The organism is Clostridium gasigenes, assembly GCF_900104115.1.
Classification (GTDB): domain Bacteria; phylum Bacillota; class Clostridia; order Clostridiales; family Clostridiaceae; genus Clostridium; species Clostridium gasigenes.
Genome location: NZ_FNJM01000003.1, coordinates 87557 through 114109, shown reverse-complemented (window position 1 = coordinate 114109; position 26553 = coordinate 87557). Strand labels below are relative to the sequence as shown.

Here is a 26553-nt window from a genome sequence, read left to right as displayed (position 1 = left end):
AATAGACTAATATAGCATAGGAGTGATATTTATGAAAAAAGCAACAAGACAAAAAATGATATATGTAATAACAGTTTTTTTAGCAATTATATTTATTATTACATTATTACCAGGCATATTGTTTTAGATAGGGAGTGGATCAATGTTTTTAAAATCATTAGAAATAAGGGGATTTAAATCATTTGCAGATAAAACACAGTTAAAGTTTAAAAGAGGGATAACAGCAGTAGTTGGACCTAATGGAAGCGGAAAAAGTAATATTTCTGATTCAGTTAGATGGGTACTTGGAGAGCAAAGTGTAAAAACTCTTAGAGGTGGAAAAATGGAGGATGTAATCTTTGCAGGTACTCAATTTAGAAAAGCGGTAGGACTTGCACAAGTATCCCTTACATTAGATAACACAGATGGAGAGCTTGGAACAGATTACTCAGAAGTAACAATTACTAGGCGTATATTTAGATCTGGTGAAACAGAATATCTTATGAATAATCAAAAATGTAGATTAAAAGATATAAATAATTTATTTATGGATACAGGTATAGGAAAAGAAGGTTATTCATTAATTGGACAAGGTAAAATAGATGCAATATTAAGCGGGAAGCCTGAAGAGAGAAGATCTTTACTTGAAGAGGCTGCTGGTATTGTAAAATTTAAATCAAGAAAAGAAGAAGGCGAGAAGAAGTTATCAAATACAGAAAATAATTTAGTTAGAATAAGAGATATAATTGGAACTTATGAAGAGAGATTAGAGCCTCTTAGAATCGAAAGAGAAAAGGCTTTGAAATACAAAAATCTAGCAGATGAGTTAAAAATTAAAGAAGTTTCTACAGTGGTTCAGTACATAAAAAAAGTAGAGAACGAAATTAAAAGTTTAACTGAGGATATAAAAGAACGTAATATTGTTTTGCTGGGAAAAAGAAAAAAGCTAGAAGCCGAAAAAACTATAATTGAAGAATTAGAAGTTAAAATAAATTCTTTAGATGAAAAAAATAATATAGAAAAAAAAGATTATTACTCAAAGAAAGAAGATGCTTCTAAAAGTGTAAATGATATTGAACTATTTAAAGAAAGAATTAAGAATCTTTTAAGTATAATAGAAAAAAATACTAATGAAATTACGGAATTAGATAATAGTGTGAAAATATTAGAAGATGAAAGAATTTTTTTAAAAAGCGAACTTCATGAAAAAAGAAATAATCAAATTGAAAAAGAAGAAAATATTAAAAACTTTGAAAATAATATAAAAACATTAAATATTACAATTCAAAGACTAGAAAAAGAAGTTAATTCCTTAAAAGATGATGAATTTGAACTTTTAAGAAAAACTTCAGAAATTAATAATAGTATAGCTGTATTAAATAAAGATATCCTAAATACAGAAGAGGGAGAAACTTATTTAAGTAATTCATTAAAATCTATAGAAAGTAATATAAGCATAAATAGTGGAACAGCTAAAGGCTTAAATGAGAATATAGAAACTAGTAATTTAGAAAGAGAAGAAATTAAAACATTAATAATAGAGAATAAAAAGAAAATAACATCTTTACTAGGCACTTCTACTAAAAAAGAGGTGAATGTAAAAGAAATTACAAGGATTATTAATAACTTAGAAGGTAAATACACTACACTTTCTGACTTAGAAAAAAGTTATGAAGGTTATAATAAATCAGTTAAGAATTTAATGGATAGAATAGAAAAAGGACTAATATCAAAAGCTAAAGAAGGTACAAAAGTAATTGGTGATATATTTACTGTAGACAAGCAATATGAAATTGCTATTGAAATATCATTAGGGGGAGCTATATCTAATGTAATTACGGAAAATGAATTAATAGCTAAGGAACTTATTAAATACTTAACAGATAATCGTTTAGGAAGAGCTACATTTTTACCTTTAAATATAATTAAGGGGAATAGAATAGTAGTTCAAAGTGAAATAGTTAGTGCTGAAGGGTATTTAGGAATAGCATCAGATATAATTAATTTTGATGATAGATATAAAAATATAATGGATTATTCATTAGGTAGAACTATTATAGCTAGAGATATGGATGCAGCTCTTGAAATTTCAAAGATAGGTAAACATAAGATTAGAATAGTTACGTTAAATGGTGAAGTTATAAGCCCTGGAGGAGCATTAACAGGAGGTAGTATATATTCTAAGAACTCTAATATACTTGGAAGAAAGAGAGAGATTCAAGAGTTAGAATTGTCTATTAAGGATAATAAAGAAAAGTATACTAAAGAAGTTAGTGAACTTAAGGAAATAAAAGCTAGTATTAAAGTTTTAGATGATGAAAATTTAAACAAGCGTGATGAAATTCATGAAAAAAATATTGAAATAACAAGATTTGATAGTGAAATTAGAGGTTTAGAAAGTGAAAGTTTAAAGCTTAAGAGTTCATTAGAATTATCTATATCGCAATTAAAATATAATAAACAAACACTTTCTAAGTTAAAAGAACAAATAATTAAAAAACAAGAGGAACAAAAAGCTTTTAAAAATAAAAATGTTAATAATAAAGATAAAGCTTTAGAAATAGAAAAAATTCTTAATATTAAAAGAAGTGAAGTAGAAAAGTTTAGAGATGTTTCTATAGAAATTAAGCTTTTAAAAGCAACATTAGATGAATGGATTCAAGGTAGAACAGTAGAATTATCTAGAAAAGACCGAGAAATTCAAGAGAAGAATAATAAAATTGAAACTTTAAATATAGAGTGCAAGGAACAATATAAAAATATACAATACATTGAAAAAAGCATAAAAGAAAAAAATGAATTAATTAAAGTTATAGAATATAGAATTAGCCAGTTAGAAGAGATATTTAAAGAAGATGAAATAGAAAAAATAACTTTAAAAGAGAAATTAAAAATTAAAGATGGTTTAACTAGTGAATTAATTGATATAATAAGAATTGATGAAAATGATTTAAATAGAAAAGAAATAACAAATGCTAGGTTTGAAAGTGAAAGAGATGGATTATATAAAAAGCTAAATGAAGAATTAAATCTAACTTTAGCAGAAGCAGCTGAAATAGCAGTAGAAATAGAAAATCTTTCAGTTATTAAAGAACAAATTTATAAATTGAAGTCTAAAATAACAGCTTTAGGAACTGTAAATCTTGCATCAATAGCCGAATATGAAGAAGTATGTGAAAAGTATGAATTTATGGCTGCCCAAGAAGAGGATTTAAATAAAGCAAAAGATGAACTTCTTAAGGTTATTTTAGAAATGACAACTAAAATGCAAGGTATATTTAAAGAAAACTTTAAAATCCTTAATAAAAACTTTAACGAAACCTTTAAAGAACTATTTAAAGGAGGAACTGGGGAACTTATTCTCTCAGATGGGGATGAGTTAACTGCAAATATTGAAATAAATGTTCAGCCACCTGGTAAAAAGCTTCAAAATATTAATCTTATGTCTGGTGGAGAAAAGGTTCTTTCGGCAATAGCTCTATTATTTGCTATATTAAAGATGAAACCTACGCCCTTTTGTATATTAGATGAAATTGAAGCTGCATTAGATGATGCTAATGTTTACAGATATGCAGAATTTTTAACTAGGTTTTCAGATCACATTCAATTTATTGTAATTACTCATAGAAAAGGAACTATGGAGGCTAGTGATATGATGTATGGTATAACTATGGAAGAAAAGGGGATTTCTAAAGTTGTTTCAGTAGATTTAAGCAAAAATAACTAGGAGGACAAATGATGTTTGGAAAACTTTTTGACAATTTAAAATCAGGATTAACAAAAACAAGAGATGCGCTAACAGATAAAATAAATGAAGTATTAAAGTTAGCAGTATCAATAGATGATGATTTATATGAAGAACTAGAAGAAATATTAATAATGTCTGATATTGGCATGGATACAACTATAACTATAATAGAAAGATTAAAAGAAAAAATTAGAAAAGAAAAAATAAATGATATTGATGAAGTTAGACCAGCTCTAAAAGCTGTTATAAAAGAAATGATGTTAGAAGGCGATGAAGTACCAGAAGATAAGAGTGATAAAAAGGTGATTCTAGTTATAGGCGTAAATGGGGTAGGTAAAACTACATCAATAGGAAAGCTTGCAGCTAAAAATAAAAATGATGGTAAAAAGGTGTTGTTAGCAGCTGCGGATACTTTTAGAGCAGCAGCTATTGATCAGCTTCAAGTGTGGAGCTCTAGAGCAAATGTTGATATGATAAGACATAGTGAAGGTTCAGATCCAGCAGCAGTTGTTTTCGATGCTATATCAGCAGCTAAATCAAGAAATGTAGATTTATTGATTTGCGATACGGCAGGTAGACTTCATAATAAAAAGAATCTTATGGATGAACTCGAAAAAATAGGGAGAATAGTAGAAAGAGAATTTGAAGAAGCGTCAAAAGAAACTTTATTGGTTTTAGATGCAACTACAGGACAAAATGCAATAATTCAAGCAAAGCAATTTATGGAAGTGTGTAAAATAGATGGAATTATACTTACAAAACTTGATGGAACTGCAAAAGGTGGTGTTGTTATATCTATAAAACACGCTCTAGATATACCAGTTAGATATGTTGGAGTTGGAGAAGGTATTGATGATCTTCAAGAATTTGATGCAGAAAGTTTTGCAGAAGCATTATTTTAAAAAAATAACTAGGTGTTAAGTGAAAGTACTTGACAGGTGGAAATTATTTTGGTAGAATTTATTTGTGGGTAAGGTGATATTTATGAAAGATCGATTTGAAATTTCAAGGTTAATGGATTTCTACGGATCATTATTAACAGAAAAGCAACGTGGTATTATGGAGCTTTATTATAATGATGATTTATCATTAGCGGAAATTGCTGAAATAAGCAGCACAAGTCGTCAAGCTACCCATGACCTAATAAATAGATGCTATAAACAATTTCTATCCTATGAAAGTAAGCTTAACTTACTTAAAAAAAGTTTGGAAAAAGATAAGAAAATTATAGATCTTTTAGATAATATGAAAAATAAATATTCTCTATCAAAAGAGGATTATCAAGAGTATAAATATACTTTAGAGGATTTATAATCATAGGAGGGTTAACATGGCTTTTGAAGGTTTAGCAGATAAGTTACAGGAAGCTTTAAAAAAGCTTAAGGGCAAAGGAAAGCTTACTGAAAAAGATATAAAAGAAGCTATGAGAGAGGTAAAACTTGCATTATTAGAAGCTGACGTTAATTACAAAGTAGTTAAGACATTTATATCAAGCGTTAGCACGCAGTGCTCTGGCAGTGAGGTTTTAGATAGTCTGACACCAGGACAACAAGTGATTAAAATAGTTAATAATGAACTTACTAATCTTATGGGTGGTAGTGAAAGTAAATTAAATTACTCAGATAATGGAACAACAATTATAATGCTAGTTGGGCTTCAAGGAGCCGGTAAAACCACCGTGTGTGGTAAATTAGCACTTCAACTTAAGAAAAATAATAAAAGACCTCTTTTAGTAGCCTGTGATGTTTACAGACCAGCAGCTATTAAACAATTAGAGGTTGTTGGATCACAAATTGATATTCCAGTATTCCAAATGGGAGACAAAATTAGCCCTGTTGATATAGCAAAGGCTGGTATGGCTCACGGAAGAGATAATGGAAATAATGTTATAATAATAGATACTGCAGGTAGACTTCATATAGATGAAGCACTTATGGGTGAACTTGAAGATATTAAGTCAGAGATAAACCCAACAGAAATACTATTAGTTGTAGATTCAATGACAGGTCAGGATGCCGTAAATGTTGCAGAAAGCTTTAATAATACTTTAGATATAACTGGAGTAATATTAACAAAGCTTGATGGAGACACTAGAGGTGGAGCTGCTCTATCCATTAGACATATGACTGAAAAGCCAATTAAGTTTATTGGAGTTGGAGAAAAAATGACTGACTTTGAAGTGTTCTATCCAGATAGAATGGCTTCAAGAATCCTAGGAATGGGAGATGTACTTACATTAATAGAAAAAGCACAAGAAGCTTTTGATGAAAAATCAGCTCAAGATTTAAGTACAAAAATGATGGAAAATGACTTTAACTATGAGGATTATTTAAGTGCCATGGATCAAATGAAGAAACTAGGTTCATTAAGTAGTATTATGGAAATGATGCCTGGTATGCCAAAAGAAATGCAAAATGTTGATTTCACAGCAGGTGAAAAAGCAATTGCAAAACAAAAGGCAATAATTCAATCAATGAGTCCAAAGGAAAGAAGAAATCCTAAATTAGTTTCAACTGTTTCTTCAAGAAAGAAGAGAATAGCTAGAGGGTCAGGTTCAACAATTCAAGAAGTTAATAAACTCATTAAAGGTTATGAAATGATGAAAAAGCAAATGAAGCAAATGAAATCATTACAAAAGAAAGGCAAAAAAGGATTATTTGGTAAGATGCCTTTTATGAGTTAGAAATAAATATATTACCAATGATTTTTAAAGGAGGTGAAATTAAACATGGCAGTTAAAATTAGATTAAGAAGAATGGGTCAAAAGAAAGCTCCTTTCTACAGAGTAGTAGTTGCAGATTCAAGAAGCCCAAGAGATGGTAGATGTATAGAAGAAATAGGTTACTACAATCCATTAACAGAACCAGCTGAAATCAAAATTGATTTAGAAAAGGCTACAAAATGGATAAATGATGGTGCACAACCAACAGATGTTGTTAAAAGATTATTAGCTACAGTTAACAAGTAGTTTTTAGGAGGTGAACCTGTAATTAATATTAATTACAGTTGTTTATGAAAGAATTAGTTGAAGTAATCGCTAGATCCCTTGTGGATAATCCAAGTGAAGTTTCAGTTAATGAGCTTCAAGGAGAGCAATCAATTATTCTTGAACTAAAGGTTGCTCCTGAAGATATGGGAAAAGTTATAGGCAAACAGGGAAGAATAGCGAAAGCAATTCGAACTGTTGTCAAAGCTGCAGCAATTAAAGACGACAAAAAAGTAGTAGTGGAAATTATTGATGTAAAGAGTTAGGATATTCCTAACTCTTTTTACACATATAAAAAAATATTTTATGAGGTGAAAAAATGAGCGGATTTTTAAGAGTTGGAAAAATAGTTAACACACATGGATTAAAGGGTGAAATGAAAGTAATATCTTTAACAGATGATCCAAAAAGATTTGACGAGTTAGAGTATGTTATTATTGATGGAGAAGAAAAAAAGCTTTTAGGTTGTAAATATCAAAAAGATAGGGTTATAGTTAGAATAGAAGGTGTTGATACAATAGAACAAGCTGAAACATATAAAACTAAAATAATAGAAATTCCAAGAGAAAATGCTATAGAGCTAGAAGAAGATTGTTATTTCATAGCAGATTTAGTGCAATGTTTTGTATATGATACAAATGGAAAAGAACTTGGTAAAATAGATGAAGTTATTCAAACAAAGAGTAATGATGTTTATTGGATAAAGAGCCCTAAAGAATTGTTGATTCCAGTTATTTTAGATGTTGTATTAGATATTGATATAGATAATAAAAAAATAACTATTAAACCAGTAGGAGAATGGCAAGATGAAGATTAATATCCTTACTTTATTTCCTGAAATGTTTGATATATTTAATCATAGCATTATAGGGAAGGCAAAGGAAAAGGGGTTAATGGAAATTGAAGCTATTAATATAAGAGATTTTTCTTTGAATAAGCATAAAAAAGTGGATGATTACCCTTATGGTGGTGGAGCTGGCATGGTTATGACACCTCAACCTATAATAGATGCTATAAATCATTGCAAAGAAGCTAATAAGGGGAAAGTTATTTTTCTTGGGCCTAAGGGTAAAAAGTTTAATCAACAAATGGCAGAAAATTTATCAAAAGAACAAGAACTTATATTTATATGTGGACACTATGAAGGTATAGATGAAAGAGTTTATAATCATATTGATATGGAAATTTCTTTAGGAGATTTTATTTTAACTGGAGGAGAAATGGCTGCAATTCCAGTTATTGATTCTATTTTAAGGTTAGTAAATGGAGTTCTTGGAAAAGAAGAGAGTCATATGGATGAATCATTTTCTGATGGATTATTAGAATATCCTCAATATACAAGACCAGATGATTATGCAGGGGATAGAGTTCCAGATATTTTATTATCAGGACACCATGAAAAGATTAGACAATGGAGAAGAAAACAATCCCTTTTAATTACTAAAAACAAGAGACCAGATTTATTTAAAAGAGTATGCCTTAGCAAAGAAGACATAAAATTATTAAAAGAAGATAATTAAAATTATTGAAATTTTACATAACTTATGTTAGAATAGACTTTGTGTTAGTACGAACGGTCCTCTGTCAAAGCAATTTGTTAAGAACGTCGAATTTAAAAAACAAGGAGGGACTTACACAATGAATGAAATATTAAGAGCTATTGAAGCTGAACAATTAAGAACTGATTTACCAAACTTTAAGGTTGGAGATAACGTTAAGGTTTATGTAAAGATCAAGGAAGGTACTAGAGAAAGAGTACAAATGTTCGAAGGTACAGTAATGAAGAAACAAAATGGTGGTTTAAGAGAAACTTTTACAGTTAGAAGAGTTGCTCTAGGAACTGGTGTTGAAAGAACTTTCCCAGTTCATAGCCCAGTTATAGAAAAGATTGAAATTAGTAGAAGAGGTAAAGTAAGAAGAGCTAAATTATTCTACTTAAGAGACAGAGTTGGTAAGGCTGCTAAGGTTAAAGAGTTATTAACTAGATAATATTTAAATTTAGTAGATAAAAAGGGACTTTTATAAGTCCCTTTTTCGCTATTTATTTATAAATATGGCTATAATATAAAAGGTATATTAACATGATTAAATACAATTTATTCGAACTTGATAAGTTCTTATAAGCTTCTGCTGGAGTAAGATATCCTTTGAAAAAGTAAACTCCAGCTGAAGTTAAGAATAACTTGATTAATTAGGAGGTAATGTAATGGCTAAAATAAATTGGTTCCCAGGACATATGAAAAAAACTCAAAGAGAAATAGAAGATAATTTAAAATTAGTTGAAGCTGTAATAGAAATTAGAGATGCTAGAATTCCTAGAAGTTCAGCAAATCCAGATATAGATAAACTTTGCGAGGGTAAGCCAAGAATAATTTTATTGAATAAAAGTGACTTAACAGAATCAAAGATTACAAAAGTATGGATGGATTTCTTAACAACAGACCTTGTTAAGCCAATAGAAGTTAACTGTATAACTGGAGTTGGTCTAAATAAAATAAAACCAATTTTAAATGAGTTATTAAAAGAAAAGCATGATAGATTAAAATCAAAAGGTGTAGTTAAGATTGTAACTAGAGTTATGGTTGTTGGAATACCTAATGTAGGTAAGTCTACATTTATTAATAAAATGGCTCAAAATAATATTGCGAAAACTGGAGATAGACCAGGAGTTACTAAGCATAAACAATGGATAAAAACTAAAATGGATATGGAAATGATGGATACTCCAGGAGTTTTATGGCCAAGATTTGAGCATGAAGCAACAGCTTTGGATTTAGCATTTACAGGTGCTATTAAAGATGAAATAATGGATATTGAAGAATTAGCATTAAAGCTTGTAGAAAAACTTCAGGTTAATCATTCACAAAAGATAATAGAAAGATATAAGATAGAAGAAGTAAATGAAAATCCATTAGAAACTTTAGATGCAATAGCAAGAAAAAGAGGTTGTATAATAGCACGTGGAGAAATTGACTACAATAGAATATCGGTAATACTACTTGACGAGTTTAGAGGTGGAAAGCTTGGAAATATATCTCTAGAAAGTCCAGATGATGACTATGAAGATGTAATTGAAGAAAAAGAATTAACAGAAAAACAAAAAAAGAGAATTGAAAGAAAAGAAAAATTAAAGAAAAAAGTAGCTGAAAAGAAAAAGGAATATAAATAATGGATATTTTAGATCTTAATATTAAAGACCTAAGTTTTAAATCTATTAAAGAAGAAGTGGATAAAATAGATATTAAAGACTCTTTATACAAGGTTGATTTAATAAGAATTATTGACATATTAATATTAGATAAGAGAAAAAATGTTCAAAGTTTAGGAAATAGAATTCAAAGAGAAAAAGATAAAATTATAGCCGAGATTAATAGAGTTAAAGCTATGTATAATTTTGATAAATCTTTTGGAGAGTATGAATATGTTGCAGGAGTAGATGAAGTTGGAAGAGGCCCCTTGGCTGGACCAATAGTAGCCTGTGCCGTGATTTTAGACCTTAATTGTTTAGAAGATAACCTTATTTTAGAAATAAATGACTCTAAAAAATTAAGTGCAAAAAAGAGAGAAGAATTAGCGATAATAATAAAAGAAAAGGCAGTTAATTATTATATTTCAGCTTCTTCAAATACAGAGATAGATGAAAAAGGAATTGCATACTCAAATAATAAAATATTTTTAGAAGCTTGTACTAGATTAGATTTAACACCGGATTTGGTGCTTTCAGATGGATATTTGGTAAAAAATTTAAATATTCAAAATAAAGCAGTTATAAAGGGTGATACTAAATCAGCGTCTATTGCAGCAGCATCTATAGTGGCTAAGGTTTACAGAGATAAGATTATGAAAGAGTATAGTAAAAAATATCCACATTATGCATTTGAAGAAAATTCAGGTTATGGTACGGTAAAGCACATTGCAGGGTTAAAAGAAGTAGGGGCCTGTGAAATTCATAGATTATCATTTTTAAGGAATATATTATAATTCTTTAACAAATTTTTTAAATATACTTAAAGAAATTAACTTTCGCGGAAAGCGTCAATAATATGGTTAATAGAATAAAGATTATTATCTTTATTGAAAAAAACCTCAATTACATCAAATCTAAAGTTATAATTAATAAGCTTATTAATATATATATAGAATTTACATAATTTAATGATTTGCTTTTGTTTAGAGTAGGTAATAGCTTCTATGGGAGAACCGTAGTTATAGTTATACCTACTTTTTATTTCAGCAAAAATAATTAAATCATCTTTTTTACATATAATATCAATTTCACCACATCTATTTCTAAAATTTCTAGATAAAATAAAGTAGCCATTTCTTTTTAAAAATTCAAAAGCTAGATCTTCACCATAATTACCAATATCTTTATTAAAACCTTTCATAATAAAATACCTCCATACTTATAAGGTTTTTCTATTATAAATATAGCCTCTTTTAAAATTTAATAATCATATTTTAAAAATACAATGATTATTATTTTATTCTTTGTCAATAATTTAGAGGGGTGATTTTATGTCAATAGAAATAATAAGTGCAACACATAACGGATTAGATGGAATATTAATTACTGTAGAAGTGGATATAAGCAAAGGTATACCAAATTTCAATATCGTGGGACTACCTGATACATCTATTAAAGAAGCAAAGGAGAGGGTAAGGTCAGCTATATTAAATAGTGGATTTGAATTTCCTCTTGGTAGAATAACTATAAATTTAGCGCCAGCAGATGTTAGAAAAATTGGATCGTTGTTAGATCTTCCTATGGCAATAGGAATATTAATAGCATCTAAGCAAGTTGAAGAAAAGAATTTAAAGGACTACGTTTTATTTGGGGAACTTTCCTTAGGTGGAGATTTAAAAGGAGTTAAAGGAGCGTTACCTATAATTTTTGAAGGTGATGAAAAAAACAAGAGCAAATTCATATTTCCTTTAGAAAATTTAAAAGAAATAAGATATTTTAATATAGGCCAGTTCTATCCATTTAAAAGTTTAAATGAAGTAGTAGGGTTTATAAATAATGAAGATCTTATGCCTTATGAAATAGAAGACATAAAGAAGAAAGTAAATTCAAGTTATCTAGATTTTGGAGAAATTATAGGGCAAACCACTTCTAAAAGAGCAATGGAAATATCAGCAGCTGGAAGACATAATATACTATTGTTTGGTTCGCCAGGTGCAGGAAAGACAATGCTTGCAAAAGCTCTGCCATCAATTTTGCCAAAGTTAACATTAGAAGAAGAAAAAGAGATTGCAAAGATTTATAGTATTTCGGGGTTATTTAAAGAAGAGTGCGGAATAGTTAGGCCTTTTAGAAATCCTCACCATACAATTACTAGAACGGCATTAGTTGGAGGTGGGAAAGAAATTAAAGCTGGTGAAATTACATTGGCCCACAATGGAGTTTTATTTTTAGATGAAATTTTAGAATTTAAAAGAGATGTACTAGAAGTGCTAAGAGAACCAATAGAAGAAAAAATTATTAATATAAGTAGGTTAAGTGGAAGTTATAAATTACCTGCTAATTTTTTGTTAGTCGGAGCCTTTAATCCCTGTCCTTGTGGGGGTATAAGTGAAGAAAGTTGTATTTGTACAGAGGGAGAAAAAAGGAGATACTTAAATAAATTGTCTAGAGCATTTTTAGATAGAATAGATATATTAAATTTTGTTCCAAGAATTAAAGGATCGGATATAGATAAAAGGAAGAATTTAAGTAATGTTAATGACACTAAATCTATGAAATTTAGAGTTGAACTTGCAAGAGAAATACAGGAAATGAGATTTAAAGATACTATATATAAGTACAATTCCGATGTAGTTGGAAAAGATGTTATGAAATTATGTAATTTATCATCCGGGAGCACAGATTTATTACAACTATATTATGATAAATATAATTTAACAATGAGAGGATATACAAAAATTATTAAAGTAGCAAGAAGTATAGCTGATTTAGAAGGATGTTCTGAAGTTTTAGAACATCATTTATATGAAGCAATAGGGTATAGAAAAAATGTTAATGGTGAAATAATATAATAAAGGAAGTGATATTAGTGGAAGAATTTATATTGTGGTTTATATTACTTGAAATTTCTAACGAAAGTAAAATTAAATTATTAGGTATGTATGAAAATGAAGAAGTTATACATAATAATATTGATAATATAGTAAAGGCTAGAATATTACGTGGAAAAAGAATAAATAATTTAAAAACAATAACATTAAATGAAATAAGAGAATTTAAAAAATATTTAAATAAAGAAGGCATTGGCTATATAACCTACACATCTATAGATTATCCAATGTCATTAATGAATCTTAAACAACCTCCGTATATATTATTTTACAAAGGAGATAAAAGTCTTTTAAAAGATAAAACAGGTGGAATAGTTGGATCAAGAAACTGCACTAATTATGGAAGAGAAGTAACAAAACGTATAACTAAAGAACTGTGCTTAAATTCTATAACAATAGTAAGTGGCGTTGCAAGTGGAATTGATTCAATTGCGCATAAAGTTGCTGTTGAGGAGGGCGGAAGAACTATTGGAGTATTAGGTTGTGGAATAGATGTGGTCTATCCTAAAATAAATAAGAAGTTATATAAAGACATAGAGAGAACAGGATTATTATTATCAGAATTTTTTCCAGGTACTGAGCCAATAAGCTATAACTTTCCAAGAAGAAATAGAATAATAAGTGGGTTAAGTGAAAAACTAGTAGTAATAGAAGCATCTCTTAAAAGCGGTTCTTTAATTACTGTAGGATATGCCCTAGAAGAGGGCAAATCAGTAATGGCAGTGCCAGGATCTGTTCTTCAAAGTAATAGTACTGGGTGTAATAAACTTATTGGTGATGGAGCAAGTACTTTTGCGGAAATGGAAGATCTTCGAACATTTTTTGGAATTTATAAAAATAGTTATGCTAAAGTAGGAAATGGAGTTAAAGATGCGCTTTTAACAGTTATTAGTAGTGAACCTAAACATTTAGATGACATAATAGAAAGGGTAAATGTTGACAGAGCGGTATTGTTTGGGTTATTATTTGAAATGCAAAATAGAAATGAAATAATTTGCCTTCCGGGAAATTATTACGCTAAATTATCATAAGAAATAAGGGGGGTGCAAACTCCGTATTTATACTGGAGTTTTTTGTATGGGACATAATCTTGTAATAGTAGAATCACCAGCAAAGGCTAAAACTATTGGGAAGTATCTTGGGAAAAATTATACTGTTGAAGCATCAATGGGGCATGTAAGAGATTTGCCTAAAAGTAAGTTAGGCGTTGATATAGAGGATAATTTTAATCCTAAATACATAACTATAAGAGGAAAAGGCGAATTGTTAAATAAATTAAAAAAAGCAGCTAAAAAAGCTGATAAAATTTATCTGGCGACGGATCCTGACCGTGAAGGAGAAGCTATTTCATGGCATTTAGCAAATATTTTAAAAATATCAGAAGACGAAAGTTGTAGAATTGTATTTAATGAAATTACAAAAAGTGCAGTTAAAGCTTCTATTAAAGCTGCAAGAAAAATAGATTTAGATTTAGTAGATGCACAACAAGCTAGAAGAATATTAGATAGACTTGTTGGTTATGAAATAAGTCCAATTCTTTGGAAAAATGTAAGATGGGGATTAAGTGCGGGAAGAGTACAATCAGTAGCATTAAAACTTATATGTGATAAAGAAGAAGAAGTTAAGGCATTTATTCCTAAGGAATATTGGACTGTAGATTGTAATATGAAAAAAGAAAAGAAGAAATTTGATGTGAAATTAACTACCTATAAGGGTAAGAAAATAGATATTACTAGTAAAGAAGAAGCAGATGAAATTATAAATAAACTTAAAAAGAGTGACTTTAAGGTGATGAAAGTAAAGACGGGTGAAAAGACTAGAAATCCACTGCCACCATTTACTACAAGCACACTTCAACAAGATGCTTCAAAGAAATTAAATTTCATGACTAAAAGAACCATGTCTATAGCTCAAACTCTTTACGAAGGGGTTGAAGTTAAAGGTTATGGAACAGTAGGACTAATTACTTATATGAGAACAGACTCTATGAGAATAGCAGATGAGGCACAAGTAAAAGCTTTGGAATTAGTTGCTGAAATGTATGGAGAAAAATATGTTCCAGATATTCCGAGAGTTTATAAAGGCAAGAAAAATATTCAAGATGCTCATGAAGCTATTAGACCAACACATATAGAGATTACGCCAGAAATTGCAAAAGGAAATTTAACAGGAGAGCAATATAAGTTATATACTTTAATATGGAAAAGATTTGTGGCAAGTCAAATGACTTCTTGTGAAATGAATACAAACTCAATAGAAATACAAAATGGAGATTATAAATTAAGAGCTAGTGGATCAACAATAAAATTTGATGGATTCATGAAGCTTTATGAATATGCAACAGAAGAAGATGCTGAAGTAGTAACATTACCAGTTTTAGAAGAGGGTGAAATACTTGAGGCGGAATCAATAGAAGCGGCTCAACATTTTACACAACCACCAGCAAGGTATACAGAAGCATCCTTTGTAAAAATATTAGAAGAAAAGGGAATAGGAAGACCAAGTACTTATGTTCCGACTATTTCTACTTTACTTGGAAGAACTTATGTAGAAAGAGAAAAGAAAAATCTACTTCCAACAGAACTTGGATTTATTGTTAACAATATAGTTAGTGAATATTTCAAGCAAATAGTAGATGTAGATTTCACTGCTGAGATGGAACGAAACTTAGATTCTATTGAAAGTGGTAATGAGGAATGGAGAAAAGTTGTTGGGGAGTTCTTTGCACCGTTGCAAGTAGCAATAGAAAAAGCAGAAAAAGAAATCTCAAAAGTTGTTATAGAAGATAAAGTTAGTGAGGTTCCTTGTGATAAGTGTGGGCAAATGATGGTTATTAAACATGGAAGATATGGTAACTTCTTAGCCTGTCCTGGGTATCCGGAATGTAAGAATGCAAAGCCAATAGTTGAGGAAATTGATACACCTTGTCCTAAGTGTGAAAAAAAGGTTGTTGTTAAAAAGAGTAAGAAGGGTAAAAAATTCTTTGGATGTTCTAGTTATCCAGCTTGTGATTTTGTTAGTTGGAATGAACCAGTTAAGGATAAATGTCCGGAGTGCAATGCTTACATGGTGTTAAAATATAGTAAAACTAAAGGGAATTTCATACAATGCTCAAATAAAGAGTGTAACCATAAAATAGAAGTTGTAAAAGAGACAAATAATAATTAAGAAAAAGAAATCAATTACAGACTAATGAAGTAATAAATTAACCTCCTTATAAGGTGTAATGTCGAAAACATTGTGAAATTTGTTGAAATAAAGCAAGCCTTGTGATAGTATATATTGGTGGCAAAAATGTTTTAAAAATTTAAAACATTTTAAATATTCTAAATATTTAAAATATAGTTACTAGAGGGCAATTAAGGAGGATGATTAAATGTCATCATTATTAAATAAAACAAGAAAGCTAAATAAAATACTTCAAAAGTCAGGGACAGAAGCTGTATCATTTGAAGATATATGTATAATATTAAGTGAAGTACTTTCTTGTAACGTATATGTTGTAAGTAGAAAAGGGAAAATATTAGGGCATAGTTTTTCTAAAGAATTTGAGTGTGAAATAATGAAGAAACATGTTGTTGATGAGAAAAGATTCCCAGAGGAGTATAATGAAAAGTTATTAAATGTAAATGAAACTATGGCTAATTTAAATAATAAAGGCCTTTGTGTATTTGAAGGTGAAGGTTCATGTATAATGAAGGATAAGATAACAACTATAGTACCTACTATAGGAAATAGAGAAAGACTTGGAACAGTTTTATTAGCTAGATTTGAAGAACCATTCACTGATGATGATTTAGTAATAGCTGAATATAGTTCTACAATAGTTGGTATGGAAATGTTAAGAGCTAAGCAAGATAAAATAGAAGATGAAGCAAGAAAGAAAGCTGTAGTTCAATTAGCGATTGGTACATTATCATATTCGGAATTAGAAGCAGTTGAACATATATTTCATGAATTAGATGGAATGGAAGGTTTGTTAATTGCATCTAAGATAGCTGATAAAGTAGGAATAACTAGAAGTGTTATAGTTAATGCTTTAAGAAAGTTCGAAAGTGCTGGAGTTATTGAATCAAGATCTCTTGGTATGAAGGGTACCCATATTAAGATATTAAATGAAAAGCTATTAGATGAATTAAAGAAAATTAAATAGTTAGTCATCTTAAAAAAATAACAAAACAAGGTACAAGGTACAATGATTAGTTGTTTTTTAAAAAGACGTCTTAATAAAAGCATGATATATTAATTTATATATCGTGCTTTTTTTTGATGAGGCCTTAGGAAGATATAAAAATAGAAAATAAAAAATGTTGCTACTAAATTAACATTATGTTATAATAACTAAGAACTAAAATACACACATTGTCTAATTTATAAAGATGGTGCCTTAAACGGAAACTTTATAAGAAAGAAGACAGTGGAGGTAAAAACCTAGGAGGTAACAAACAATGGCAGTAATTTCAATGAAACAATTATTAGAAGCAGGTGTACATTTTGGACACCAAACAAGAAGATGGAACCCTAAGATGGCTCCTTATATATTCACAGAAAGAAACGGAATATATATAATAGATCTTCAAAAAACAGTTAAAAAGGTAGATGAAGCTTATAACTTCATAAGAGAAGTTTCAACTGAGGGTAAGGATGTCTTATTCGTAGGAACTAAGAAACAAGCTCAAGATGCAATAAAAGAAGAAGCACTAAGATCAAACATGCACTTCGTTAACAATAGATGGTTAGGTGGAATGTTAACAAACTTCAAAACTATCAAAACAAGAATAAAGAGATTAGAAGCTATAGAAACTATGGAAAAAGATGGTACATTTGATGTATTACCTAAGAAAGAAGTTATAAAGCTTAAAGGCGAAATGGAAAAACTAGAAAAGAACTTAGGTGGAATAAGAAACCTAGATGCTAATAATATTGGTGCGATGTTCGTAGTTGATCCAAGAAAAGAAAAGAACGCTATATCAGAAGCTAAAATCTTAGGAATTCCAGTAGTAGCAATAGTTGATACTAACTGTGATCCAGAAGAAGTTGACTATGTAATACCAGGAAATGATGACGCGATAAGAGCGGTTAAGTTAATAACTGGTAGAATGTGTGACGCTGTTATAGAAGGAAGACAAAACGAAGAATCAGAAGAATCAGAAGAATCAGCTGAATAAATTTTATAAATAATTTTTAAGAGGTAGGTGAGGGGTTTCCTTCATTTACCTTTAAAACTAAATAAAAGAGATTACAATTATCTCTAAGGAGGAATCTACTATGATAACTGCTCAATTAGTTAAGGTATTAAGAGAAAGAACTGGCGCAGGAATGATGGATTGTAAAAAGGCTTTAACAGAAACTCAGGGAGATATGGAAAAAGCTGTTGAAGTATTAAGAGAAAAAGGATTAGCAGCAGCAGCTAAAAAAGCTGGAAGAGTTGCAGCTGAAGGAATAGTTAAAACTTTCATATCAGAAGATAATAAAATTGCTGGTATAGTAGAAGTTAACTGTGAAACAGATTTCGTTGCAGATAACGAAGATTTTGTAGGTTTTGCTACAAAGGTTGCTGAAATGGCTTCAAAAACTTCAGCTACTACAATTGAAGCATTCATTGCTGAAAAGTATGAAGAAGAAACTACAATTGCAGAAGCATTAACTTCATTAATCGCTAGATTAGGCGAAAATATGACAGTTAGAAGATTTGGAAAGTTCACAGTAGAAGCTGGGATAGTTCAAAGCTACATCCATGGTGGTGGAAGAATAGGAGTTATCGTTGAACTTGCTTGTGATACAGATAGCGAAATTCTAAAGCAAGTTGCTAAAGATGTATGTATGCAAATTGCTGCAGTTAACCCATTATTCTTAGATAAAACTCAAGTAGATAATGAGTCTTTAGAAAAAGAAAAAGAAATATATAGAGTTCAAGCTTTAAATGAAGGAAAACCAGAAAAAATCGTTGAAAAAATGGTTATGGGAAGAATTCAAAAGTATTACAAAGAAGTTTGTCTTTTAGAGCAAGTTTGGGTTAAAAACGGAGATTTAACTATAACTAAATATCTTCAAGAAAAATCAAAAGAAGTTGGTTCACCAATCTCAATCTCAAGATTCGTAAGATTCGAAAGAGGAGAAGGTATTGAAAAGGCTGAAAATAACTTTGCAGAAGAAGTTGCAAACATGGGCAAATAATACCGAGAGAACACTTTTGTGTTCTCTTTTTTTAAAGAGAACAAGCTAAAAAATGAATTCGTGGAGGTACTAATATGAAAAAATCTGCATATAAGAGAGTTGTACTTAAAATTTCAGGAGAAGCATTAGCTGGTAAAAAGGGCTTTGGATTTGATTTTGACGTACTTAAAAAGATCGCACTAGAAGTAAAGGACTTAATAGCAATGGAAGTTGAAGTTGGCTTAGTTGTTGGCGGTGGAAATATATGGAGAGGTAGAACAGGAGAAGGTATGGACAGATCTACAGCAGATCATATGGGAATGCTTGCAACTTGTATAAATGCTTTAGCACTTCAAGACGCACTAGAAGGTATGGGTGTAATGACTAGAGTTCAAACAGCTATAGAAATGAAAGAAATTGCAGAGCCATTTATAAAAAGAAGAGCAGTTAGACATTTAGAGAAGGGAAGAGTTGTAATTTTTGCAGCAGGAACAGGAAATCCTTATTTCTCAACTGATACTACTGCAGCTTTAAGAGCGGCTGAAATAGAAGCTGATGTTATTCTTTTAGCTAAAAACGTTGATGGAGTTTATGATAAAGATCCTAATAAGTATTCAGATGCTAAAAAATATGATAAACTATCATATATAGAAGTTTTAGAACAAGGATTACAAGTTATGGATTCAACTGCAACGTCATTATGTATGGACAACAGTATTCCAATATTAGTATTTGGATTAGAAACAGAAGGAAATATAAAAAGAGCTATAAGTGGTGAAAAAATAGGAACGTTAGTTTGTAAGAAATAAGGAAGGTGTTTGTAAATGAAAAGTATTATAAAATTAGCAGAAGAAAAAATGAGCAAAACTATTTCAGTTTTAAACTCAGATTTAGCTACATTAAAAGCTGGTAGAGCAAATCCTACTATGTTAGATAAGATTCAAATTGAAGCTTACGGTAGCATGTGCCCTATAAGTCAAGTTGCTAATATTTCAGCACCAGAACCTAGAGTGCTTGTTATAGCGCCTTGGGATAAAAGCATGCTAAAAGATATAGAAAGAGCAATATTAACTTCAAATTTAGGAATAAATCCATCAAATGATGGAATTGTTATTAGATTAATAGTAGCAGAATTAACTGAAGAAACTAGAAAAAATCTTGTTAAAAAAGTTAAAAAAGCTGGAGAAGATTCAAAAGTTGCATTAAGATCTATAAGAAGAGATGCAAACGAAAAGATTAAAGCTTTAAAGAAAGATGGTCTTTCAGAAGATGAAATTAAAGACGGCGAAGATAAGATTCAAAAAGTAACAGATGCTGTAGTTAAAGAAATAGATGCTTTAATATTAGCAAAAGAAAAAGAAGTTATGTCAATATAAAACCTGCTTAATTGCAGGTTCTTTTCCATAAGGCATCTTCAAAAAAATAACTAGTTAATATGCTAGTCTATTTTTTTGAAGATGCCTAAAGAAAATGGCGGGGGGATGAGTATGTTAAGATTTTTTAAATCTAAAAAACATAAAGTTGAAAATAAAGAAATTGAAATAGATAGAAATAACATACCAAAGCATATTGCCATTATTATGGATGGGAATGGTCGATGGGCTAAGGAAAAAAAATTACCAAGAACTATGGGTCATAGAGCAGGTGTAGAATCAATAAGAAGAATAATAAAAGAATCACACGTACTTGGAATAAAATACTTAACTTTATATGCGTTTTCAACTGAGAATTGGAAGAGACCAAAGGACGAAGTTGGAGCTCTTATGAAACTTTTAGTTGAATATTTAAGAAATGAAATAGGTGAACTTAATGCTAATGGAGTTGTAATTAAAATTTTAGGTGATACAACAAAGCTAGCTGATGACTGCCAAAAAGAAATTAAAGATGCAGTAGAGTTAACAAAAGATAATAAGGGAGTAGTTGTAAATATTGCTTTTAACTATGGCGGAAGAGATGAGATATTAAGAGCTGTAAAAGCTGTATCTAAAGATGTAGAAAAGGGTATAATAAATTTAGATGATATTACAGATGATATTTTTGAAAGTTATTTATACACAAAGGGTACTCCAGATCCAGATCTTATAATAAGACCTTCTGGAGAAAAAAGAATTAGCAATTTTTTATTATGGCAATGTGCTTATTCAGAATTTTGGTATTCAAATGTAAATTGGCCAGATTTTAAAGAAAAGGATTTACATAGAGCTATATATGATTATCAAAATAGAGATAGAAGATTTGGCGGCGTATAAAGAAGTGAGGTGGATATTATGAAATCGGATAACAGGTACTTAGGAGCATTAATGATAGCTCCATTTATAATATTTATATTACTTGGAGGTCCTTATTTAAAAGGATTTACAATAGTATTATCAGCGTTTGGACTATATGAGTTCTATAATGCACTAAAACAAAAGGAATTTAATCCAATATCAATAGTTGGGTATATATTATTAATAATCTTCTATATAACAAATAATAATTTCGAAACACTAATGTTTTTAGTAATAATTGCGACATTTGTTTTATTATGTATGCCAATAATAGATCAAAAATACACATTTATAGATGTTGCCATAACTTTATTTGGATTTATTTACGTAGTTGTTTTATTTAGCTTTATACCTCTTGTAAACAACAAAGTAGGTGGAGCTTACTTAGTATGGCTAATATTTATAGGGTCTTGGCTCGCGGATACAAGTGCTTATTATGCAGGGAAGTATTTAGGAAAAAGAAAACTTTGTCCTAAAGTGAGCCCTAAAAAAACTATTGAAGGCTCAATTGGGGGATTTTTTGGAAGTACAATAGGTTGTGGAGTTTTTGGAATTATAATAAGCTCTTTTGTTCCACAAGTTGCAATTATACATTATTTCTTAATAGGTGCACTGTGTGGAGTTATGGGTCAGTTTGGAGATTTAGTTGCATCATCAGTAAAAAGATATGTTGGAATTAAGGATTATAGTAATCTAATTCCTGGACATGGGGGAATATTAGATAGGTTTGATTCTATATTATTTAATGCTACAGTGGTATTTTATTACTTAACATTTATAGTGGGAATTTAATAAATTATTTTTTATATATAAAATATAGAACCGTACGCATTTGCGTATGGTTCTATATTTATATAAGGGAGCTAAAAGAAAATAACAAGTGAAAATTTTGAGGATGTTTTGTGCTAGCCTAAGAACTATAGCTCAAAATAGGCCGAAATATGAGTAGTTATTTTAAAAATAGCTACTTTAGGAGTAATTGAATAAACTTAAAAGTAATATACTTTTACTACAAGGTAAAAGGAGAGAGATTATGAAAATATATAATGAATATGAAAAAATTATTAATTTGATTGTTTTATTTATAGTTTTAGTAATAATTACTTTAAGTATAAAGATTTATTTCCAACCATTTTTTATTATATTAATAATGCTTTTATTTACTACTCCAAGTTATAAAATTCTGGTAAAGTTTAAAATGAATAATAAAGTTGCAGCAGTAATAAGCATAATTTTAATTAATTTTCTATTAGGGTTTACAATTTTTTATTTTGGAAATAACTTAATAGGAATATTTCATAAGTTATATATAGGAAATATAGAAACAGTAAATATTTTTTTGAACAATATAAAAGTATTACTTAATTTTGATTTAAATAAAGGAATAGAAACTTTAAGCAAAATTATAAGTACGCCAATGATAGCAGAGGGAGCGTCTATAACTGGAAGCAGTTTTATAGGATATTTTATAGGTAATGTAGCTACATATTTTATACTTGTAGATAAGGACAAAGTGTTAGATCTGCTATCAAATGTATTTTCTAAGAAAATAATAGAAAGCATTTATATTAAGAAAAAAAATTTAAAGGAAGTATTTTTAATAGAAGTTTTAATAGTGATTGTAAGTACGGTTATTATAGTTATAGGATTTAAAATATTAGGGGTTAAAAATAGTTTATTTCTTGGAATTATATGTGGTATGTTAGATATATTACCTTATGTTGGAACAATAATTGTTTTTATACCAATTATAATATACAATATTATAATGAAGAGATATTTAATAGTAATAGGATTTGTTGCGCTATATCTATTAGTACTTATAAATAAACAAATTTTAGAAGCAAAGTTTTTAAGTAGTAAATTAGATATACATCCGTTAGTTGTAATGCTTTCTATATACATAGGGGTGAATATATTTGGAGTTATAGGTATTATAGCAGGGCCAATTTATTCTATAATTGCAAAAGATATAATTTATACAAATAAAAAACAAAGTATACAAGGAAATAAGGCTCTTTCAAAAAAAAATAATAATAAAAATTAATTTATTTTTTGAAGGTCTCTAAACTAAGGAGGTAAAAATGAAAAACATTTCAATACTAGGGGTTACAGGATCAGTTGGAACCCAAACATTAGATGTAGTTAGGAAATCAGGGGAAGAAATTAAAATAATAGGGGTAACAGCTAATTCATCTATAGAAAAAATGAAAGAAATAATAGATGAGTTTAAACCTAAATATGTAGGCATGATGGATATTGAAAGTGCAAAAAATATTAAAAATTATTGCATAAGTAATAACTTAGATATAGTAGTGCTTGAGGGTATGGATGGGCTTAAAACTATAGCTTCATTAGATGAAATAGAAATGGTTGTAACATCTATAGTTGGTATGATAGGACTTGTGCCAACTCTTTGTGCAATTGAAGCTGGAAAAGATATTGCATTAGCTAATAAGGAGACGCTAGTTGTTGCAGGAGAACTTGTAATGAATAAGGCTAGGGATATGGGGGCTAAGATTTTACCTGTAGATTCAGAGCATAGTGCTATATTTCAGGCTTTAAGTGGATATACTGAAAAGGATATTAAAAAAATTATATTAACAGCTTCTGGGGGACCTTTCAGAGGAAAAGATACAAAGTATTTAAAAAAAGTTACAGTGGCAGAGGCATTAAAGCATCCTAAATGGAAAATGGGTAAAAAAATATCAATAGATTCTGCTACCCTTATGAATAAGGGGTTAGAAGTTATAGAAGCACATTTCTTATTTAATTGTGATTATGATAATATTGAAGTGGTTGTTCATCCACAAAGTATTATTCATTCAATGGTTGAATATAAGGATGCAAGTATTATTGCTCAACTTGGGTCAGCAGATATGAGGTTGCCAATACAATATGCAATTAATTATCCAGAAAGAAAAGCTGAAGTTGCAAATTCTATAAATTTTTATGAAGTTGGATCATTAACATTTGAAAGACCAGATTTTGAAACTTTTAAATGCTTAAAGTTAGCATTTAAGGCGGGAAGAAAAGGTGGATTAACGCCGACTGTATTAAATGGAGCTAATGAAGAAGCGGTAGCTTTATTGTTAGAAGAAAAAATACAATTTCTGCAAGTTGCTGAAATAATAGAAGAATGTATGGAATATTTTAAGGAAGATGCAACTAAAGAATTAAATTTAAATAATATTTTAGAATTAGATGAAAAAGTAAGGAAATATATTAGATCAATATATAATTAGGAGAGTGATGTACGTGTATATAGTTTTTGCTATGCTTGCCTTTAGTTTACTTATAATTGTTCATGAACTTGGACATTTTGTAATGGCCAAGGTTAATGGAATAAAAGTTGAAGAGTTTGCTATTGGAATGGGACCTAAAATATTTTCAGCTCAGGGAAAAGAAACTAAATATTCTATTGGTATTCTGCCAATAGGTGGATATGTTAAAATGCTTGGAGAAGAGGAAGAAGTTGAAGATAATAAAAGCTTTTCATCAAAATCTCCTTTAAGAAGAATAAGTGTAATTTTAGCTGGTTCAATAATGAATTTTTTATTAGCTTTAGTTTTATTCACAATAATACTATCTAAAAATGGATATAGCCTTCCAGAAGTTGGAGGCGTGCAGGAAAACACTCCTGCATATGAGGCGGGTCTTCAAAATGGAGATAAATTTTTGAATATAAATGGAGATAAGGTATTTTCAAAAGATGATGTAGCAATGGGAATTGTTATGTCAAAGGGGAATCCTGTAGATATAAGATTTGAAAGATCAGGAGAGATTAATGAAGTAACAATAACTCCCAAAATAGATGATGAAAGTAAATATCTTATAGGGGTTAGCTTTGTTAGAATAGAAAATCCAACGTTTTACCAAGGGTTTAAGCAAAGTTTTAAACAAACAGAGACACTTATAGTTCAAACATTTAAAGGCTTAAAAATGCTAATTACAGGAAAAGCAAACTTAAAAACTGATGTAGGTGGACCTGTAACAATAATTAGACTATCAGGGGAAGCCGCAAAAGGTGGTATCTTGAATCTTATGTATTTCACAGCTTTTATAAGTGTTAACTTAGCGGTATTTAATTTATTACCATTCCCAGCATTAGATGGAGGATGGACAGTTATACTATTGATTGAGTTAATAACTAGAAGAAAAGTTCCAGATAAAATTGTAGCTACTGTAAACTATATAGGAATGATACTTCTTTTTGGATTTATGATACTAATTACAGTTAAGGATGTATTATTCCCAATTAAATTTTAGGAGAGGATAAACATGGAAAGAAAACAAACGAGAAAAGTAAAAGTAGGTAATAAATTTCTAGGCGGAGATTCGCCTGTTTCAATACAATCAATGACAAATACTGATACAAGAGATGCAAAAAAAACTTTAGATCAAATAAATGAACTTTATAATGCTGGGTGCGAAATTATAAGATGCGCATTGCCAGATATGGAAGCGGCAGAGGCTTTAAAGGAAATATGTGAAAAATCACCTATCCCAGTTGTGGCAGATATTCATTTTGATTATAGATTAGCGCTAGAATCAATAAAAAATGGAGTTTCGGCAATAAGAATTAATCCAGGAAACATAGGAAGCGTTGAAAGGGTTAAACTAGTTGTAGAAGCTGCGAAAGAAAAGGGGTTACCAATTAGAATTGGAGTAAACTCAGGATCGTTAGAAAAGGATATACTAGCAAGAGATGGAAAACCAACCGCTAAAGGACTAGTGGAATCTGCTCTTAGGCATGTTAAAATATTAGAAGAACTAGAATTTTTCGATATTGTAATATCAATAAAATCATCAAATGTTAAAACAATGATAGATGCCTATAGATTAATGAGTGAATCTTGTGATTATCCTCTTCATTTAGGAGTAACTGAATCAGGTACTACTTTTAGAGGAACTATAAAATCAAGCATAGGAATAGGTACATTGCTTGCAGAAGGTATTGGTGATACTATTAGAGTTTCTCTAACTAGTGATCCTATAGAGGAAATTAAAGTTGCAAAAGAAATGTTAATAGCTTTAGAACTTAGAGAAAGTGGAATGCAATTTATATCTTGTCCAACTTGTGGACGAACTCAAATAAACCTTATAAAGATTGCAGAAGAAGTTGAGAGACGATTAGAAAATTGTAATAAGAACATAAAGGTTGCAGTAATGGGATGTATAGTTAACGGACCTGGAGAAGCAAGAGAAGCTGATATAGGGATTGCTGGTGGAAATGGAGAAGGAATAATATTTAAAAAGGGTAAGTTAATAAGAAAAGTAAAAGAAGAAAATCTTGTAGAAGCTTTATTAGAAGAAATAGAAACTTTATAAGGTAT

The 26553-nt window shown here is 29.6% G+C and carries 26 protein-coding genes; 25 read left to right on the top strand and 1 reads right to left on the bottom strand.

The window, feature by feature from the left end; genetic code table 11:
* The first annotated feature begins 142 nt into the window (after positions 1-142).
* The 11 genes from smc to BLS77_RS07870 all read left to right on the top strand — a co-directional run bounded on the left by smc (position 143) and on the right by BLS77_RS07870 (position 10694).
* A complete protein-coding gene (smc, locus tag BLS77_RS07920; RefSeq protein ID WP_089967864.1) occupies positions 143-3706 on the top strand; it encodes a chromosome segregation protein SMC in 3564 nt (1187 codons plus the stop codon).
* Between the two features lie 11 nt (positions 3707-3717).
* Positions 3718-4629, top strand: coding sequence for a signal recognition particle-docking protein FtsY (ftsY, locus tag BLS77_RS07915; RefSeq protein ID WP_089967861.1), 912 nt, complete (start codon positions 3718-3720; stop codon positions 4627-4629).
* Between the two features lie 82 nt (positions 4630-4711).
* Complete coding sequence (locus BLS77_RS07910; protein ID WP_089967858.1) at positions 4712-5041, top strand: putative DNA-binding protein; 330 nt, start codon at positions 4712-4714, stop codon at positions 5039-5041.
* Positions 5042-5057: 16 nt separating this feature from the next.
* The gene (gene ffh, locus BLS77_RS07905; protein WP_089967856.1) at positions 5058-6410 is read left to right on the top strand and encodes a signal recognition particle protein; all 1353 of its coding nucleotides are present in this window, start codon (positions 5058-5060) and stop codon (positions 6408-6410) included.
* Positions 6411-6455: 45 nt separating this feature from the next.
* Complete coding sequence (gene rpsP / locus BLS77_RS07900) at positions 6456-6695, top strand: 30S ribosomal protein S16 (RefSeq protein WP_089967853.1); 240 nt, start codon at positions 6456-6458, stop codon at positions 6693-6695.
* Between the two features lie 44 nt (positions 6696-6739).
* Positions 6740-6979: a KH domain-containing protein gene (locus BLS77_RS07895; protein ID WP_089967850.1), complete on the top strand. Its 240-nt coding sequence runs from the start codon at positions 6740-6742 to the stop codon at positions 6977-6979.
* A 53-nt stretch (positions 6980-7032) separates the two neighbouring features.
* A complete protein-coding gene (gene rimM, locus BLS77_RS07890; protein ID WP_089967847.1) occupies positions 7033-7530 on the top strand; it encodes a ribosome maturation factor RimM in 498 nt (165 codons plus the stop codon).
* Positions 7520-8233 carry a tRNA (guanosine(37)-N1)-methyltransferase TrmD gene (trmD, locus tag BLS77_RS07885; RefSeq protein WP_089967843.1) on the top strand — a complete coding sequence of 238 codons (714 nt, stop codon included), beginning with the start codon at positions 7520-7522 and terminating at the stop codon, positions 8231-8233. Before rimM ends, trmD begins: the two co-directional genes overlap by 11 nt.
* Positions 8234-8351: 118 nt before the next feature.
* Complete coding sequence (gene rplS, locus BLS77_RS07880) at positions 8352-8702, top strand: 50S ribosomal protein L19 (RefSeq protein ID WP_089967840.1); 351 nt, start codon at positions 8352-8354, stop codon at positions 8700-8702.
* Positions 8703-8919: 217 nt separating this feature from the next.
* Positions 8920-9882: a ribosome biogenesis GTPase YlqF gene (gene ylqF, locus BLS77_RS07875; protein ID WP_089967837.1), complete on the top strand. Its 963-nt coding sequence runs from the start codon at positions 8920-8922 to the stop codon at positions 9880-9882.
* The gene (locus BLS77_RS07870; RefSeq protein WP_089967836.1) at positions 9882-10694 is read left to right on the top strand and encodes a ribonuclease HII; all 813 of its coding nucleotides are present in this window, start codon (positions 9882-9884) and stop codon (positions 10692-10694) included. Before ylqF ends, BLS77_RS07870 begins: the two co-directional genes overlap by 1 nt.
* Positions 10695-10729: 35 nt before the next feature.
* Here BLS77_RS07870 and BLS77_RS07865 read toward each other — a convergent pair whose 3' ends face one another.
* A complete protein-coding gene (locus BLS77_RS07865) occupies positions 10730-11101 on the bottom strand; it encodes a YraN family protein (RefSeq protein WP_089967833.1) in 372 nt (123 codons plus the stop codon).
* Between the two features lie 130 nt (positions 11102-11231).
* On the opposite strand from BLS77_RS07865, the gene BLS77_RS07860 reads away from it, so the two are divergent.
* The 14 genes from BLS77_RS07860 to ispG all read left to right on the top strand — a co-directional run bounded on the left by BLS77_RS07860 (position 11232) and on the right by ispG (position 26548).
* Positions 11232-12752 carry a YifB family Mg chelatase-like AAA ATPase gene (locus tag BLS77_RS07860; protein ID WP_089967829.1) on the top strand — a complete coding sequence of 507 codons (1521 nt, stop codon included), beginning with the start codon at positions 11232-11234 and terminating at the stop codon, positions 12750-12752.
* 17 nt (positions 12753-12769) lie between these two features.
* Complete coding sequence (gene dprA, locus BLS77_RS07855) at positions 12770-13822, top strand: DNA-processing protein DprA (protein ID WP_089967827.1); 1053 nt, start codon at positions 12770-12772, stop codon at positions 13820-13822.
* A 46-nt stretch (positions 13823-13868) separates the two neighbouring features.
* Complete coding sequence (gene topA / locus BLS77_RS07850) at positions 13869-15959, top strand: type I DNA topoisomerase (protein WP_089967824.1); 2091 nt, start codon at positions 13869-13871, stop codon at positions 15957-15959.
* 208 nt (positions 15960-16167) lie between these two features.
* Positions 16168-16944, top strand: a complete 777-nt coding sequence (gene codY, locus BLS77_RS07845) for a GTP-sensing pleiotropic transcriptional regulator CodY (RefSeq protein ID WP_089967821.1) — start codon at positions 16168-16170, stop codon at positions 16942-16944.
* Positions 16945-17239: 295 nt separating this feature from the next.
* Positions 17240-17959, top strand: a complete 720-nt coding sequence (gene rpsB, locus BLS77_RS07840; RefSeq protein ID WP_089967818.1) for a 30S ribosomal protein S2 — start codon at positions 17240-17242, stop codon at positions 17957-17959.
* A gap of 100 nt (positions 17960-18059) precedes the next feature.
* Positions 18060-18968, top strand: a complete 909-nt coding sequence (gene tsf, locus BLS77_RS07835) for a translation elongation factor Ts (RefSeq protein WP_089967815.1) — start codon at positions 18060-18062, stop codon at positions 18966-18968.
* 74 nt (positions 18969-19042) lie between these two features.
* Complete coding sequence (gene pyrH, locus BLS77_RS07830; protein ID WP_089967812.1) at positions 19043-19756, top strand: UMP kinase; 714 nt, start codon at positions 19043-19045, stop codon at positions 19754-19756.
* Between the two features lie 15 nt (positions 19757-19771).
* Positions 19772-20323 carry a ribosome recycling factor gene (gene frr / locus BLS77_RS07825; protein WP_089967808.1) on the top strand — a complete coding sequence of 184 codons (552 nt, stop codon included), beginning with the start codon at positions 19772-19774 and terminating at the stop codon, positions 20321-20323.
* 111 nt (positions 20324-20434) lie between these two features.
* A complete protein-coding gene (locus BLS77_RS07820) occupies positions 20435-21196 on the top strand; it encodes an isoprenyl transferase (RefSeq protein WP_089967806.1) in 762 nt (253 codons plus the stop codon).
* A gap of 18 nt (positions 21197-21214) precedes the next feature.
* Positions 21215-22009 carry a phosphatidate cytidylyltransferase gene (locus tag BLS77_RS07815; RefSeq protein ID WP_089967804.1) on the top strand — a complete coding sequence of 265 codons (795 nt, stop codon included), beginning with the start codon at positions 21215-21217 and terminating at the stop codon, positions 22007-22009.
* Positions 22010-22250: 241 nt separating this feature from the next.
* Complete coding sequence (locus BLS77_RS07810) at positions 22251-23264, top strand: AI-2E family transporter (protein WP_089967800.1); 1014 nt, start codon at positions 22251-22253, stop codon at positions 23262-23264.
* Positions 23265-23301: 37 nt separating this feature from the next.
* A complete protein-coding gene (locus BLS77_RS07805) occupies positions 23302-24462 on the top strand; it encodes a 1-deoxy-D-xylulose-5-phosphate reductoisomerase (protein WP_089967797.1) in 1161 nt (386 codons plus the stop codon).
* Positions 24463-24475: 13 nt separating this feature from the next.
* Positions 24476-25486, top strand: a complete 1011-nt coding sequence (gene rseP / locus BLS77_RS07800; protein ID WP_175490818.1) for an RIP metalloprotease RseP — start codon at positions 24476-24478, stop codon at positions 25484-25486.
* Positions 25487-25498: 12 nt separating this feature from the next.
* Positions 25499-26548, top strand: a complete 1050-nt coding sequence (gene ispG, locus BLS77_RS07795) for a flavodoxin-dependent (E)-4-hydroxy-3-methylbut-2-enyl-diphosphate synthase (RefSeq protein ID WP_089967792.1) — start codon at positions 25499-25501, stop codon at positions 26546-26548.
* Positions 26549-26553 lie beyond the last annotated feature (5 nt).

Excerpts from the sequence above, each read along its gene's own strand:
- smc (WP_089967864.1), top strand. The coding sequence starts at position 143 with ATGTTTTTAAAATCATTAGAAATAAGGGGATTTAAATCATTTGCAGAT.
- ftsY (WP_089967861.1), top strand. The coding sequence starts at position 3,718 with ATGTTTGGAAAACTTTTTGACAATTTAAAATCAGGATTAACAAAAACA.
- BLS77_RS07910 (WP_089967858.1), top strand. The coding sequence starts at position 4,712 with ATGAAAGATCGATTTGAAATTTCAAGGTTAATGGATTTCTACGGATCA.
- ffh (WP_089967856.1), top strand. The coding sequence starts at position 5,058 with ATGGCTTTTGAAGGTTTAGCAGATAAGTTACAGGAAGCTTTAAAAAAG.
- rpsP (WP_089967853.1), top strand. The coding sequence starts at position 6,456 with ATGGCAGTTAAAATTAGATTAAGAAGAATGGGTCAAAAGAAAGCTCCT.
- BLS77_RS07895 (WP_089967850.1), top strand. The coding sequence starts at position 6,740 with ATGAAAGAATTAGTTGAAGTAATCGCTAGATCCCTTGTGGATAATCCA.
- rimM (WP_089967847.1), top strand. The coding sequence starts at position 7,033 with ATGAGCGGATTTTTAAGAGTTGGAAAAATAGTTAACACACATGGATTA.
- trmD (WP_089967843.1), top strand. The coding sequence starts at position 7,520 with ATGAAGATTAATATCCTTACTTTATTTCCTGAAATGTTTGATATATTT.
- rplS (WP_089967840.1), top strand. The coding sequence starts at position 8,352 with ATGAATGAAATATTAAGAGCTATTGAAGCTGAACAATTAAGAACTGAT.
- ylqF (WP_089967837.1), top strand. The coding sequence starts at position 8,920 with ATGGCTAAAATAAATTGGTTCCCAGGACATATGAAAAAAACTCAAAGA.
- BLS77_RS07870 (WP_089967836.1), top strand. The coding sequence starts at position 9,882 with ATGGATATTTTAGATCTTAATATTAAAGACCTAAGTTTTAAATCTATT.
- BLS77_RS07865 (WP_089967833.1), bottom strand. The coding sequence starts at position 11,101 with ATGAAAGGTTTTAATAAAGATATTGGTAATTATGGTGAAGATCTAGCT.
- BLS77_RS07860 (WP_089967829.1), top strand. The coding sequence starts at position 11,232 with ATGTCAATAGAAATAATAAGTGCAACACATAACGGATTAGATGGAATA.
- topA (WP_089967824.1), top strand. The coding sequence starts at position 13,869 with ATGGGACATAATCTTGTAATAGTAGAATCACCAGCAAAGGCTAAAACT.
- codY (WP_089967821.1), top strand. The coding sequence starts at position 16,168 with ATGTCATCATTATTAAATAAAACAAGAAAGCTAAATAAAATACTTCAA.
- rpsB (WP_089967818.1), top strand. The coding sequence starts at position 17,240 with ATGGCAGTAATTTCAATGAAACAATTATTAGAAGCAGGTGTACATTTT.
- tsf (WP_089967815.1), top strand. The coding sequence starts at position 18,060 with ATGATAACTGCTCAATTAGTTAAGGTATTAAGAGAAAGAACTGGCGCA.
- pyrH (WP_089967812.1), top strand. The coding sequence starts at position 19,043 with ATGAAAAAATCTGCATATAAGAGAGTTGTACTTAAAATTTCAGGAGAA.
- frr (WP_089967808.1), top strand. The coding sequence starts at position 19,772 with ATGAAAAGTATTATAAAATTAGCAGAAGAAAAAATGAGCAAAACTATT.
- BLS77_RS07820 (WP_089967806.1), top strand. The coding sequence starts at position 20,435 with ATGTTAAGATTTTTTAAATCTAAAAAACATAAAGTTGAAAATAAAGAA.
- BLS77_RS07815 (WP_089967804.1), top strand. The coding sequence starts at position 21,215 with ATGAAATCGGATAACAGGTACTTAGGAGCATTAATGATAGCTCCATTT.
- BLS77_RS07810 (WP_089967800.1), top strand. The coding sequence starts at position 22,251 with ATGAAAATATATAATGAATATGAAAAAATTATTAATTTGATTGTTTTA.
- BLS77_RS07805 (WP_089967797.1), top strand. The coding sequence starts at position 23,302 with ATGAAAAACATTTCAATACTAGGGGTTACAGGATCAGTTGGAACCCAA.
- ispG (WP_089967792.1), top strand. The coding sequence starts at position 25,499 with ATGGAAAGAAAACAAACGAGAAAAGTAAAAGTAGGTAATAAATTTCTA.